Source organism: Luteitalea sp., from assembly GCF_044337415.1.
Taxonomy (GTDB): domain Bacteria; phylum Acidobacteriota; class Vicinamibacteria; order Vicinamibacterales; family Vicinamibacteraceae; genus Luteitalea.
The window spans coordinates 20912-34281 of sequence record NZ_JBIINP010000015.1 but is presented as its reverse complement, the minus strand read 5'-3'; the positions used below and the strand labels follow the sequence as shown (position 1 = coordinate 34281).

The following is a 13370-nucleotide window of genomic DNA, read 5'->3' as shown; positions in this document are numbered from 1 at the left end:
CACACGGCCCGCTCGCGGGGGCCTGCCCTACGGTTCGAGTGACGACACGTAGGCGATGATGTCGACCATCTCGCTGTCGGTGAGGTTGGCCACCACTGGCACCATCAACGCGGCCATCGCGCCCCTGCGCGTGCCGAGCTTGATGTCGTACATCTGCCGGGCCAGGTAACTCGGTGAGCGGCCGGCGAGATTGGGCACCAGGCCGAGACCCTTGAGGCCAGGACCATGGCAGACCGCGCACGCCGTGGTCCTGCCGCCGCCACCGGTGGTCGCCAGGGCCTCACCACGCTTCACGCTGCCAATGGGCGCATAGGCGATGAAGCCCGATCGCGGATTGCGCAGTCTCGTCTGCGCCACATCCTCCGGCGTCTCGATGATCCGCGTGCCGATCGGCTCCTGGAGGCCATCACCGATCGGGAAGTAGATCTCGCCCTGAATCTTCATGGCCGGGGTCATCGCGGTCTCGACGACGCGGATGTACTTCGGCACCTTGATCGACGAGAAGTAGCGCGCCACTTGCTGGATCTCCGCGTCGGTCATCGCCTTGGCGGCGTTCTCCATCTCCCCCGTGTTGGCCTTGCGCGGATCCGCGCTGTGTCGCAAGCCCTGCTGGAAGTCGCGCAACTGCTGCACGATGTAGTCGCGCGGCAGGCCCTGGACCGGCGCATTCTCTGGGCGCCCGCGTCCGTCAGGCAGGTGGCACAACCCGCACGCGCGCGCTCCGGGCGGTTTGCCCTTCGCCACGATGTCGGGCATCGGTGCGTGACTCTCGGGAAACCAGTCCGCGGGGCCGTAGCTGTTGCTGACCTGTTGCTGCGTGAATCGCAGTGTCGACCCGTTGGCCTGCAGCAGCTCGGGCGGCGGTGCACTCGGGTCTGGCGGCGTCGGCGGGCGGTACGGCGGCGTCACCTGCGCCGGCACCTGGTCAGGGACCACACCTGGCGGCAGTTGTGGCTGGGCGTAGGGCCAGGCCGGGGGCATCTGCCGTTGCGCCCGTACGCCTCCCGATGCCCACAGCGCGGCAAGCGCTCCGATGGTGACGACGATGACGCGTGTTCGCATGGGCCTGTTCCTCTCGCTCGGTCGGAGAGCGTATCGCACCGACGGCGGTACGATGCAGGGATATGGCGCAGGTCGGAAGTCGGGAGTCGGGCGTCGGGAGTCGCCCGGTGGGCACGAAGGCCAATCCGGCCGACGTGGTGATCGTCGGCGCGGGAGCCACTGGAGGGTGGGCGGCCAAGCGCCTCGCCGAAGCGGGGCTCCAGGTCGTGGTCCTCGACGCCGGCCGCCCGTTCGGGCCCGAGGATTTCCGCGAGCACATCCCGGCGCACGCGCTGCCGCTACGCGCCCGCACCAAGGCCGAGATCGCCAGGACACGCCCCCAGCAGGCCGCGGGCTACGCCTGCACCGAGTGGAATGCCGACTGGCACGTCAACGACATCGACGAGCCCTACACGACGGCGCCCGGGCAGCCCTTCCCCTGGGTGGGGCGCACCCGCGTCGTCGGCGGCCGCACGCACGTGTGGGGCCGTCAGAGCTACCGCTACAGCGACATCGACTTTCGCGCGGCGTCGCGCGACGGGTTCGGCATCGACTGGCCGTTGTCGTACGCCGATCTCGCGCCGTGGTACGACCTGGTCGAACGCTACGTCGGCATCACGGGCATCAACGAGGGTGTGCCGCAGTTGCCCGACCAGCAACTGCAGCCGCCGATGGGATTCTCGTGCGTCGAGTCGCACGTGCGCGACACGATCAAGGGCCGTCTGGCGCGCACCGCCACGCAGGGGCGCACGGCCAACCTCACGGAGTCGATCAACGGACGCCCGAAGTGCCACATGTGCGGCCCGTGCGAGCGGGGGTGCGCGACCTTCTCCTACTTCAACGCCGCGTACACGACGATGCTGGATGCGGAGAAGACGGGGCGGTGCCGCGTCGTGACGCACGCCATGGCGGCGCAGGTGCTGATGGACCCGGCGACGCGCAAGGCGACCGGCATCCGCTACGTCGACCGGCCCACGCGTGCGCACCACGAAGTGCACGGCCGCGTCGTCGTGCTGGCGGCGCAAGCATTCGAGTCGGTGCGCCTGCTGTTCAATTCGGCGACGGCCCAGGATCCGGCAGGGCTGGCCAACTCGAGCGGTGTGCTGGGGCAGTACCTGCTGTCGCACTTCACGGGGTTCGGGGCGACCGCGACGTTCCCGGCGTTCAACCGCAAGGCCGACGTCAACGCGCCTCGCAAGCCGACGGGCCTGTTCGTGGCGCGCTTCCGTAACCTGCCGGGGCAGCCCGCCGATGCGCGCTTCACGCGCGGCTACGGCTTTCAGGGCGGTGGCTCGACCGATATCCAGACGGGCCAGCCCGGATTCGGCGAAGACTACGTGCGTGCCGTGCGCGAGAGCGGGCGCACCACGGTGTCATTGCAGGGGTTCGGCGAGCCGGTGCCCGATGCACGGAACCGCGTCACGATCGACCCGCACGTGGTCGACGCCTACGGCATTCCCGTCGTGCGGATCGACATGCGGATGTCCGACAGCGATCAGGCGATGATGCGCGACGGCGCGGAGCAGGCCGCCGAGATGCTCGAAGCGTCGGGCGGGACCGACATCCGCATCACCTGGGCACCGCGCTGGGCCAGCCACGAGGTCGGCATCGCCCGCATGGGCGCCGATCCGAAGACCTCGGTGCTCAACCAGTTCCAGCAGACGCACGACGTGAAGAACCTGTTCGTCGTGGACGGGGCCAGCATGCCGAGCGTGGGCTACGTGAATCCCACGCTCACGATGATGGCGCTCACGGTGCGGTCGTGTGACTACCTGCTGACACGACTGAAGCAATTGGAAATTTGACATTCGAAATTTCCGGGCGCCGACCTTCGGTCACGCGCCTCGAGATATCGCGAGCGAGCGAAGGCCAAAGGCCGAGCCGCCCGGAGTTTCGAATGTCCAATTTCAAATTGCGCGCTTCTTCCAGATGGCCAGCACCTCGGCCTCGCGTTCGGGCGAGAGCCCGGCCTTGAGCTTGGCCTTTCGCTCTGCCGGCCACGTCTCGACGTAGGCCAGCGTGTCGCGCACGGTCTCGGCCAGCGGGCGATGGGTGAGGCCCTTGGCCATGGCCGCCTTCACGCTCACCTGCCCCTCGCCGGCCGTCTCACCCTCGGCGGGCAGCCATACCGGCATGTCGCTCCATGGACGCACCTTCTGCGCCTCCATGAAGTCCTTCGGCAGCCACACGAACGACGCGTTGGACTTCGAGACCTGCTTGCAGGTGTCGAGCAACCGCCCGATGGTCAGGCTCCCCTGCGGGGCATCGGCGTTGTAGATGCCCGTCACGGTGCCCTCGAGGCAGTGCACGACGAAGTTGGCGAGGTCGCGCACGTCGATGCACTGCACGAAGTCGGTCGGCGTGTTGGGGGCGAGCACCTCGCCGCCGCGCGCGACGCGTACGGGCCAGTAGGTGAAGCGGTCGGTCGTGTCGCCAGGGCCCACGATCAGGCCGGGACGGATGACGGTGGTGCGGCCAGGCATCGCCTTCTCGGCGGCCTGCTCGCACAGCACCTTCAGTCCGCCGTAGGTCTCGCCGGTGACCTGCGTCACGGTCGGATCCTTCAGCGTCGCCAGGGGCGCCGACTCGTCGAGCCCAGGCTTGTCGAGGGCCGCGTAGACCGAGATCGTCGAGACCAGCAGGTAGTGGCGCACGTTGGGCGCCAGCAACGTCGCGCTCGCCGTGACGTCGGCCGGAATGTACGCGGACGGGTCGAGCACAGCGTCCCACTTGCGGCCCTCGAGCGCCTTCAGGTCCGTCTTGCGGTCGCCGCGGAGCTTCTCGACGTCGGGAAACAGCTGCGGATTCGTGCGGCCGCGATTGAAGAGCGTGACCGTGTGGCCGCGCTCCTGCAGGCGCCGCACGACGTGCGGCCCCAGGAATCCGGTCCCGCCGATGATCAGCACCTTCAGCGGCGCGGCGGCCTGGACGCGGCCCGGCAGCGCGGCAGCGGCGGTGGCGGCGAGAGACGAGGCGAGGAACGAGCGTCGGGTGTGGGGCATGGTGTCAGGCTCAGGAATCGGGTACCGGGTACCGGGTTCCGGGTGCGGGTCGCGGCGTACCCGCTACCCGATACCCGCTACCCGCTACCCGCCGCAATCGTTACGACACGACCGGGCGTGCTGATGACGTGGACGGCGGTGCGGCGGCCGCGAGATGCGCATCGTGCGTGCGGCCGACGCGCCAGCCGAGGAGCGCCCACACGCAGGCGACGACCAGGCCGATGAGGGCCACCTGGCCGAGCGGCAGCTTCATGGACGTCACCACCGCCATGCACCAGCCCACCACCAGATCGCCGCCACGATAGATCGCGGTGTCGATGAACGCCTTGGCCTTGTACCGGCTCTCGCGATCGACGCGCGTGAAGAGGCTCTCGCGGGCCGGCGCGATCAGCGAGAAGTTGCCGGCGCGGTGGACGATCTGGATACCGGCCAGCAGCAGGGGGCCTGGCGCCGACGCCAGCCACGCGAAGCCCGCCGCCACCAGCAACGGCGACAGCATCAGCAACGGGGTCACGCCGAACCGCGTGAGCAGCACACGGGTCACGACCACCTGCGTGACGACGGTCAGCGCGTTGACGGCGAAGTCGATCCGCGCGAAGTAGGCCGCCCGCGCCGCCGAGTCGGTGAAGGCCGCCGCGACGACCGCCGCCTGCTGGTAGTAGAGGATCGTGTTGACGGTGACGTAGAGCAGCAGGAGTCCCGCGATGGCGCGCAGGAACGGCGACCCCGCCACCAGGCGTGCGCCCGCGAGCACGGTGCCGCCGATGGCCGTGTCTGCGCCGCGCCGCTGCGTCGCCCAGGGGAGCAGGCGGACGATGGCGACCAGCGCGCCCACGAGCAGCAGCGCGGAGATGAGCATCAGCTGTGGCACGCCCACCCGCTGCACGAGCAGCGCCGTGAGTGCCGGCCCGGCCAGCGCGCCGCACGTGCCGCCGGCGGCGATGATGCCGTACAGCCGCTTGGCCTCCTCGGAGGTGAAGATGTCGGACATGAAGCTCCAGAACACCGACACCACGAACAGGTTGAAGACGCTGACCCAGATGAAGAACGCCGGCACCGCCACGGTCATGCCGCGGTCGAGGCGGAAGACGACGTAGAAGCCCAGCAGGCAGGCGATGAAGAAGCCGTAAACCACCGGCAGGAAGATGCGGCGCTCGAAGCGCGACACGAGCGCACCGTACAGCGGCTGCGCCAGCAGCATGCAGGCGAAGGTGCCGCTGAACAGCCACTGCAGCTTGTTGACGCCGTGCCTGACGCCCATCTCCTCGCGCAGGGGCCGCAACAGGCCATACGCGCACAGCAGTGAGAAGAAGTAGAAGAAGCTCCAGGCGAGTGCCGGCCGCTCTTCACGCGTCACGCCCGTGAGGAGGGCCAGGCGCGAGGCGGGGATGCTCGTGGATGGCGAGGCGGGCATCGATCAGCGCTTGCGGCGCCAGAGGAGCACGGCCTCGCGATTGCGAATCGTGCCGAAGCAGTAGCGCTTGCGGTTGCTGTAGGTGTCGAGCCAGTCGCGCGCCACCCACAGGTTCGCGCCGTCCGGATCGTCGTGGAGCCGCTGCGCCTCGCCGTTGAGGCCCTTCACGGTGCGCTGGAAATACGGGTCGAAGAACGACAGGCCGTCCGGGTCCGACTTGAGGGCCATCACGTAGTGCCACACGCCGCCGCCGATGTGCATGTTGCACAGCGCGACGCCGCCGGTGTTCAGGCAGCCGACGAGCTGATTCCCGCGGCGCACGTGTACCTCGGTGCCGCGCAGGTACTCGGTCTTCACCGCGAACTTGCCCTCGCGGTACGACCCGAGCCACTCCGAGGTCACGCGGATGCCCCATTCGTCCGTGCCGTCACCGAGCGTGTTGCTGCGGCTGACCCCGTTGAGCGTGTAGGTGTAGACGCGTTGGATGACCAGCGGCGGGATCTCGCCGCGGCCGAACAGCCGGGCGATGCCGTTGAGGAACGTGGTGGGGACGCAGTCGGCCTCGCTGAACTGGTACCGGAACGGCACCGGCACTTCGGGGGGGCGCGACGCGCGACCCGACCGCGGCCGTTGGGACGCGAGGGGTGAGGTCAACGTCGTGAGTCTGCCACCGGGCTGCGGGATCCGCAAGACACATCGGGGGCTTGCGCGGCGGGCCCCCGCCGGTCCACGCTGCGGGCATGCCCGATCCCGTCCGCGTCCCCTCCCGCCGTGCGTTCCTGGCCGCCGCCGGCCTGGCCGCGCCGGCCCTCCTGACCCATCCGGTGCGCGCCCACGGCGGGCAGGTGTCGGTGCGCTCCGGCACCCTCGGCGCGCGGGCTCGGGTCGTGCCGCTCGCGGCCACCCTGGACCACCCCCAGGGCATCACCGCCAGTCCCGACGGCACCACCTGGTACGTGACGTCCGTGCTGCGGAAGGAGCAGAAAGGCCTGCTCGCGTCGTTCCGCGCGGGCGACGGCAGCCTCCTGCAGCGGCAGGAGGTGCAGGACGGCCAGCGCTACCATCCGGGTGGCCTCAAGCGCCTTGGCGACACGCTGTGGCTCCCGGTGGCGGAGTACCGCCGGTCGTCGACCAGCGTGGTGCAGGCACGCGACGCCGCTACGCTCGCGCTGCGTGCCAGCTTTCCGGTGGCCGACCACGTGGGGGCCGTGGCCCCGACGCCCTCGTCGCTCATCGGGTGCAACTGGGACGCGCGGCTTTTCTACGAGTGGAGCTTCGAGGGACGGCAGGTGCGCGTCGTGGAGCACGACGGGTCGGCGCGTTACCAGGACCTGCAGTGGATGGGCGACACCCTCCTGGCGGGGGGACTCCTCGGCGACCAGGGCGTCATCGATCTCCTTGAGTGGCCCACCCTCGACCTGCGCGAACGCATCGTCGTCGGCGCCACCGACCGCGGTGTGGTGCTCACGCACGAGGGCATCGCCGTGGCCGGCAAGCACGTCCTGCTGATGCCCGAGGACGACCCCACCCGGGTGTTCGTCCACGAGTGGGTGGGGCCCGCGGCTGTCGAGGCCGTGCCGGCGCCGCCGGTCTCGACCACCGAGCCGGAGACGTCGCTGTTCAAGAAGAAGCCGACACCGTAGGCAGGCTCAAGGCTCAGGGCTCAAGGCTCAGAAAGCCTGCTGGCAGGCAGGATGCTTTTTGAGCCCCTGAGCCTTGAGCCCTGAGCCTATATCCCCCAGCCCAGCGCCCGCGCGACGGTGGCGGTGAGGAAGCACACGAGGAAGGCGGTGCCGAGCGGGAGCAAGGCGCCGACGGCAGCCCACTTCGTGCTGAGCGTTTCCTTGTAGATCGTCACGATGGTCGTCGCACACGGGTTGTGCAACAGCGAGAACAGCATCAGGTTGACCGCGGTGAGGGTCGTCCAGCCCTGCTGATCGACCAGGAGGCGCTTCAGGTCTGCGAGGCCTTCCATCTCGGTCATCATCCCGGCGCCCATGTAGGCCATCACCAGGGTGGGCACGACGATCTCGTTGGCGGGGATCGCGATGATGTACGTGAGCAGGATCACGCCGTCGAGGCCGATGGCACGACCGAGCGGGTCGAGCCAGGACGCAGTGATGGCCGCCAGCGTGCGGTCGCCCCAGTAGATGTTGGCCAGCAGCCAGATGACGGCACCGGCGGGCGCAGCCGTCCACATGGCGCGATACAGCACGAACAGGGTGCGGTCGATGAGCGACGTGTAGAAGATGCGGCCGATGTCGGGGCGGCGATACGGCGGCAGCTCCAGCGTGAAGGCCGAGGCCTCGCCGCGCAGGATCGTGCGCGACAGCAGCCACGACATCAGCAGCGTGAAGCCGATGCCGAGGATGACCACGCCGACCACGGCGGCTGCGGCTGCCACCGAGGCGAAGGCCGGCGCGAACGACGCGCCCACGAAGATGGTGCCGAGCATGATCAGGGTGGGGAAGCGCCCGTTGCACGGCACGAAGTTGTTGGTGAGGATCGCGACCAGCCGCTCGCGCGGCGAGTCGATGATGCGTGTGGCGATGACGCCGGCCGCGTTGCAGCCGAAGCCCATGGCCATGGTCAGCGCCTGCTTGCCATGGGCGCCGGCGCGCCGGAACAGGAAGTCGAGGTTGAACGCCACGCGCGGCAGGTAGCCGAGGTCCTCGAACACGGTGAACAGCGGGAAGAAGATCGCCATGGGCGGCAGCATCACGCTCACGACCCAGGCCAGCCCGCGGTACACCCCGTGCCACACGAACCCGGTGATCCACCACGGCACGCCCGCCGCGTCGAACAGCGCAACGGCCTGATCCTCCACCCAGAACAGGGCTTGCGCCAGCAGCGCCGAGGGCACGTTGGCGCCGGCGATGGTCAGCCAGAACACGATCGCCAGCAGCACCAGCATGATGGGCAGGCCCAGCCACGGCGAGGTCACCAGCCGATCGATGCGCTGCTCGAAGGCGAGGGCGCCGGTGTCGCCGTCCTGCGAGACGGCGCGCCGCGCCACGCGCTCGGCCTCGGCGTAGAGCGACTTCACGGCCTCCTCGCGGAATCCGCCGCTGAGTTGCCGGCGCAACTCGCGCGCCCGCGCCAGCACCTCGTCGGGACTGGGCGGCGTACGGTCGATGGTCTCGCTCATGGTCGTGTCTTCGTCTTCGATCGTGCCTACCGAGTCGACGTGCCTGCCAGCCAACGGGCGACGTCACTCCTGACCGTCGGGCAAGCCCGACGGCTACACCCAGCCCTGAGCCCTGAGCCTCGAGCCCTGAGCCCTGGGCCTATTGCGCGCCCTGCAGGGCGATCTGCCGGCTGAACCTGGCGTCGCGCTGCTGCTGGCGCGACACCAGTCGTGCCAGTTCGCCCGTGCGCAGCGCCTCCTCGACCCGCGCGTCACCGTCGAGCAACCGGATGGCGAGCCAGCGGCTGTTGGGCACGCCGGGCGCCGCGGCCTCGACCTGGGTCATCAGTTCGCGGACCGCATGCTCGAACTCCGGTGTGCCCGTCACGCGCAGCGGCGACGTCTCGGTGGCGCCGCTCGACACCCCGTCGACCGCGGCCAGCAACGCCTGCAGCCCCTCGCCGGTCCGGGCCACGATGGGCACGACGGGCACGCCGAGGTCGCGCGCCAGGCTGCGCGTGTCGACGTCGATGCCCTTGCGACGGGCCTCGTCCATGAGGTTGACCGCGACGATCACCCGGTCGGTGATCTCCAGCACCTGCAGCGCCAGGTTCAGGTTGCGCTCGAGGGCGCTGGCGTCGGTGACGACGATCACCGCGTGCGGCTGGCCGAACAGAATGAAGTCGCGCGCGACCTCCTCGTCCTGCGAGGCCGAGAGCAGCGAATACGTCCCGGGCAGGTCGACGATCTTGTACCGGACGTCGGCCCAGGCAAACCCGCCCTCGGCGCGGGTCACGGTCTTGCCCGGCCAGTTCCCGGTGTGCTGGTGCAACCCGGTGAGCGCGTTGAACAGCGTGCTCTTGCCCGTGTTGGGGTTGCCTGCCAGCGCGATGACCCGATCCACGGCGCCGAGCTGCACGCCCATCGGCGCCAGTTCCGCGGCCACCGGACAGCTTTCGCAGTCGTGTCCACTCATGCCTGTGCCTCCCGGGCGATCGGGCCGGTGCCCGTCGTGGTGCGTCGCACGATCACCGCCGACGACTGATCGCGTCGGAGGGCGATCGTGGTGCCGCGCACGCGAAAGGCGCGCGGATCGCCGGCAAACGTCTCGAGGACCGGGCGCACGCGCGTGCCCGGGGTGAAGCCGAGGTCGAGCAGACGACGACGGGTGAAGCCCTGGCAGGTCGGCGACAGCGACACGATCTCGCCATCCTGGCCGGGGGGCAGCGTCGACAGCCGCAGCAGGCCGGTGGTCTCCTGCGCCGCGGCTTCGAGGGGCTGCGCGAACACGTTGCCCGCGTGCTCGAGCGGGAGGGTCACGTCGCGGTCCTCGACGTGCAGGTGCAACGCGTCGGCGGTCGCGTCGATCACGTGGAAGGCTTGTCCAGGCTGCAGCCCGAGGGCGACGAGGGCGCGGAAGGTGGCCGTGGGTTCGTCCTCGAGGTGCGCGATCCGTCCATCCTGGCCGGGCTGCCAGGCGGTGATGGGCGTGCCGGGATCCTCGGAGCCTTCACCGGCCCACGGAATCGGGTCGCCGTGCGGGTCGCGCTCCGGATGACCGAGGGAGGCCGACAGGCGGTCGGCCTCGGCCTCCGACAGGCGATGCTCGAGCCGCTCTGCGACGCGATGGACGTCGGTCAGCGGCAGGCGTGCCTCGTCGGCCAGGTACCGCTCGAGCAGGCGATGCGCCCGCACCAGGTGTCGGGCCCGCTGCTCGCCGAGAGGCGTGAGCCGGAAGCGGCCGCCTTCGGATGCCGTGAAGCCTCCAGCCCGCAACCCTTCCATCACGCGCAGCAACGCCTGGTCGCCGAGGCCGAGCGTGCCCTTCAGCGAGGCGAAGGAGCCCGCGCGTCCGGCCTGCGCCTCCTGCAACAGGTGCTTGAGGGCGTTGTCGCCGCGTTCCTGCTGCCGGCTGGCCCCGCCCCGGCGCGCGCGCGCCAGCACGCCGTGCCGCGGCCACAGCGCTGCCGCCACCAGGACCATGGCCACCACGACCCACCCGATCATCGGACCCGTCATCGTGCCTCCACCAACCGCGTGACGCGCGCTTCGAGCGCCGCGCCGCTCAGCCGCGCTGCCTCGAGCCGGCCCTGCCTGTCGTACACGAAGGTCGAGGGTACCGCCTGCACGCCGAGCGTGCGCGCCAGCGGACCCTCGAACCCACCGGACTCACGCACCTGCGGCCAGCCGATGCCTTGACGCTGCAGCCAGCTCCGGAACTCCCGTGCCGCGCTCCGATCGACGCTGACGCCGAGAATGGTCAGGTCGGTTCGGCCGTAGCGCGCGTGCAGCCGCTGCAATCGTGGCAGATCGGCGAGGCAGGGCGCGCACCACGTGGCCCAGAAGTCCACCAGTACCACCCGGCCCCGCAGGTCGGCGGCCGTCCACCGGCGTCCGTCGATGTCCACCAGCCGGAGCGTCTCCGGAAAGGCCTCGCCGCCGGAGACCGTCGCGGGCGCGGGCGCCGAGGGCGCGGTGTCGGCGACCGCCGCCGTGCCGAGGAGGGCGGCCAGGCCCAGCGCGATCAGGCCCGTCCTCGTCGTCATCGACCCACCCGCAGCGCCAGCTGCACCGTGCGCGGGAAGCGTGGTCCGTACACGTACGCCGAGTCGCGCAGCGGGCCCTGGTCGAGGTCCCGCTGGTAGGCGTTGGTCACGTTGCGCACCGCGAGCGTCAGCGCCACCGTCGTCGTCAGGCGACGCGACACGGAGACGTCCACCTGGGTGAACGACGGCGTGCGTTCGAGCCGGTCCTCCGGGATCGCACCGGCGAAGTGTGGCGCGAGCATCGGACCGGTGAAGCGCAGGCCAGCGAACACCTCCACGGGCAGCACCTCCCTGATGGTGATCGAGGCGTTGCCGTACACGTCGGGCGTGCGGAAGAAGCGCGTGCTGCCGAAGTCGGGGTCGGGCTGGCCGAACGAGCTGCGCTGCAGCACCAGGCCGCCCTGCAGCACGAGGTGGTCGCCGCGCCCCCAGCCCAGGTTGGTCTCCACGCCGCGCACGGTGGCCGTGCCGAGGTTCACCTTCAGGAACTCGTGCACATCCGTGCCGGGCAGGTCGTCTTCCTGCAGGTGGAACTGGTCGCGCAGCCGCGTGTGGAAGGCGTTGGCCTCGACCAGGGCCTGACCGCCCCAGAGCGTCGGTTTCCACTCGGCCCCTGCCATCCAGTTCGTGGATCGTTCCGGCCGGAGCGACGGGTCGATCAGCACGACGCGCGCCTCGCCACCGACCGAGGCGATGTGCAGGTCTTCGTCGAACACCTGGGGGGCGCGGATCCCCTGGGCGTAGGAGACCCGCAGGTCGAGGAAGGGGCGTGGCGAGGCGCGCAGCGCCGCCCGGGGCAGCACCTGTGCGCGCGGCAGCGCCGAGTGACGATCGACCCGCAGGCCGGTCAGCAGCTGCCACCCCGGCCGGAACGTCCATTCGTCCTGCACGAAGGCGCCCACCTGCTGGTACCGCAGGTCGAGGGCGCGGCCGTAGCCGGGCTGGGAGTCCTGCAGCCGCTCCAGGGTCATCTGGGCGCCGCCGCTCACCACGTGGCGCGCGGCGTAGCGGTTGATCAGGAGATCGGCCACGCCGAGACGGCTCCGGGTGTCGCCATAGGCCAGCGGGTCGCGGCCGACGCCGTAGTAGCTGTCGCGGCGCGTGTCGGCGGCCGACAGCGTCACGCGGTAGTCGCTCCGCGCGGTCGGCGCATGCAGCCAGGTGACCGTCGCCGCCTCGCGCCGCGTGTCGATGTCCTCGGCCACGTCGGCTTCATGTGGCGGCAGGTCGAGCGCGTTGCCGCCGCGCCGCGCCTCGTGCATGGCGCTGGCATCCACGGTCAGTCGGGCCCGACTGTCGAGCAGCACGCGGTGCGCCCGGACGCCACCGGCCTCCAGGGCTCGCCGCGAGATCTCGGTGTAGCCGTCGCCGGTGAGATCGACCGGGGACACGCGGTCGGCCTGCCCGTAGGCGGTCAGCAGGCTCCGCTTGTCGCCGCTCACCCAGTCCAGTGCGCCCGACGTGCTCATCATCGGTGCGCCGCCGGATGTCCCCACGGTCGTGTCGACCTGGTAGCCGGGCGTCGCGGGTTCGCGGGTGACCACGTTGATGACGCCGCCGACCGACCCTGGCCCGAGCAACGCGGCGCCGCCGCCCTTGGTGACCTCGATGCGGTCGATCAGGCGGGCGGGGATCTGCTCGAGGCCGTAGACCTGCGCCAGCGACGACAGCGTCGGCTGTCCGTCGATGAGGATCTGCGTGTACGGCCCTTCGAGCCCCAGCAAACGCACCTGGGAGAAGTTGCAGTTCTGGCAGTTGTTCTCCACGCGAACGCCGGTCGTGTACTCCACCGCGTCGGCCAGCGTGCGCGCGCCCACCTGCTCCACGAACTCGCGCGAGACCACCTCGGTGCGCACCGGGGCATCCCGCAGGCGGGCGTCGCGCCGCTCCGCCGCGACCTCCACGTCGGCGCTGAACGCCGGGGCCAGCACGACCGACACCGGACCGGCCGTCGCCGCGACGTCGGCCGAGCCGAGGCCCGGCATCTCGACGCGCACCGGTTGCGCCGGTGCCACGCACGCCGTGCCGTCCGCACCGGTGACGGCGATGACCTGCCCCCTGGCCGTCGCGACCGTCGCCCCGGGCACCACCATGCCGGCCGCATCCCGCACCTCGAGGGGCATGGGGCAGGGGGCGGGGGGCGGCACAAGGGCCAGGACGAACAGGGCCAGCAAGGACGGGCTCATATTTTGACTAATCAAAAAATGAACCCAAGACACGTCAAAGTCAAGGAAGAACCG

11 protein-coding genes are annotated in these 13370 nt (G+C 70.4%); 2 read left to right on the top strand and 9 right to left on the bottom strand.

The features are described from left to right. Window positions 1–27 precede the first annotated feature (27 nt). Window positions 28–1062: a c-type cytochrome gene (locus tag ACIRDX_RS04725; RefSeq protein WP_396624249.1), complete on the bottom strand. Its 1035-nt coding sequence runs from the start codon at window positions 1060–1062 to the stop codon at window positions 28–30. A 62-nt stretch (window positions 1063–1124) separates the two neighbouring features. On the opposite strand from ACIRDX_RS04725, the gene ACIRDX_RS04720 reads away from it, so the two are divergent. Next, complete coding sequence (locus tag ACIRDX_RS04720) at window positions 1125–2846, top strand: GMC oxidoreductase (RefSeq protein ID WP_396624248.1); 1722 nt, start codon at window positions 1125–1127, stop codon at window positions 2844–2846. A 102-nt stretch (window positions 2847–2948) separates the two neighbouring features. Here ACIRDX_RS04720 and ACIRDX_RS04715 read toward each other — a convergent pair whose 3' ends face one another. The 3 genes from ACIRDX_RS04715 to ACIRDX_RS04705 all read right to left on the bottom strand — a co-directional run bounded on the left by ACIRDX_RS04715 (window position 2949) and on the right by ACIRDX_RS04705 (window position 6051). After that, on the bottom strand, window positions 2949–4043 hold the full coding sequence (locus ACIRDX_RS04715) for an NAD-dependent epimerase/dehydratase family protein (protein WP_396624247.1): 1095 nt from the start codon (window positions 4041–4043) through the stop codon (window positions 2949–2951). Between the two features lie 100 nt (window positions 4044–4143). Further along, entirely contained in the window at window positions 4144–5457 is a 1314-nt protein-coding gene (locus tag ACIRDX_RS04710; RefSeq protein WP_396624246.1) for an NTP/NDP exchange transporter, read from the bottom strand. Between the two features lie 3 nt (window positions 5458–5460). Further along, window positions 5461–6051 (bottom strand): hypothetical protein, encoded by a 591-nt coding sequence (locus tag ACIRDX_RS04705; protein WP_396624245.1) that lies wholly within the window; start codon window positions 6049–6051, stop codon window positions 5461–5463. 146 nt (window positions 6052–6197) lie between these two features. On the opposite strand from ACIRDX_RS04705, the gene ACIRDX_RS04700 reads away from it, so the two are divergent. After that, window positions 6198–7100: a DUF6454 family protein gene (locus tag ACIRDX_RS04700; protein WP_396624244.1), complete on the top strand. Its 903-nt coding sequence runs from the start codon at window positions 6198–6200 to the stop codon at window positions 7098–7100. An 86-nt stretch (window positions 7101–7186) separates the two neighbouring features. On the opposite strand, the gene ACIRDX_RS04695 is transcribed toward ACIRDX_RS04700, so the two are convergent. The 5 genes from ACIRDX_RS04695 to ACIRDX_RS04675 form a co-directional block, all read right to left on the bottom strand. Further along, entirely contained in the window at window positions 7187–8605 is a 1419-nt protein-coding gene (locus ACIRDX_RS04695; RefSeq protein ID WP_396624243.1) for a nucleoside recognition domain-containing protein, read from the bottom strand. A 139-nt stretch (window positions 8606–8744) separates the two neighbouring features. Further along, window positions 8745–9560, bottom strand: coding sequence for a FeoB small GTPase domain-containing protein (locus tag ACIRDX_RS04690; RefSeq protein WP_396624242.1), 816 nt, complete (start codon window positions 9558–9560; stop codon window positions 8745–8747). After that, window positions 9557–10603 carry a FeoA domain-containing protein gene (locus tag ACIRDX_RS04685; RefSeq protein WP_396624241.1) on the bottom strand — a complete coding sequence of 349 codons (1047 nt, stop codon included), beginning with the start codon at window positions 10601–10603 and terminating at the stop codon, window positions 9557–9559. The genes ACIRDX_RS04690 and ACIRDX_RS04685 overlap by 4 nt, the downstream gene beginning before the upstream one ends. Further along, window positions 10600–11130, bottom strand: a complete 531-nt coding sequence (locus ACIRDX_RS04680; RefSeq protein ID WP_396624240.1) for a TlpA family protein disulfide reductase — start codon at window positions 11128–11130, stop codon at window positions 10600–10602. The genes ACIRDX_RS04685 and ACIRDX_RS04680 overlap by 4 nt, the downstream gene beginning before the upstream one ends. Next, complete coding sequence (locus ACIRDX_RS04675; protein ID WP_396624239.1) at window positions 11127–13253, bottom strand: TonB-dependent receptor plug domain-containing protein; 2127 nt, start codon at window positions 13251–13253, stop codon at window positions 11127–11129. Before ACIRDX_RS04675 ends, ACIRDX_RS04680 begins: the two co-directional genes overlap by 4 nt. Between the last annotated feature and the right edge of the window lie 117 nt (window positions 13254–13370).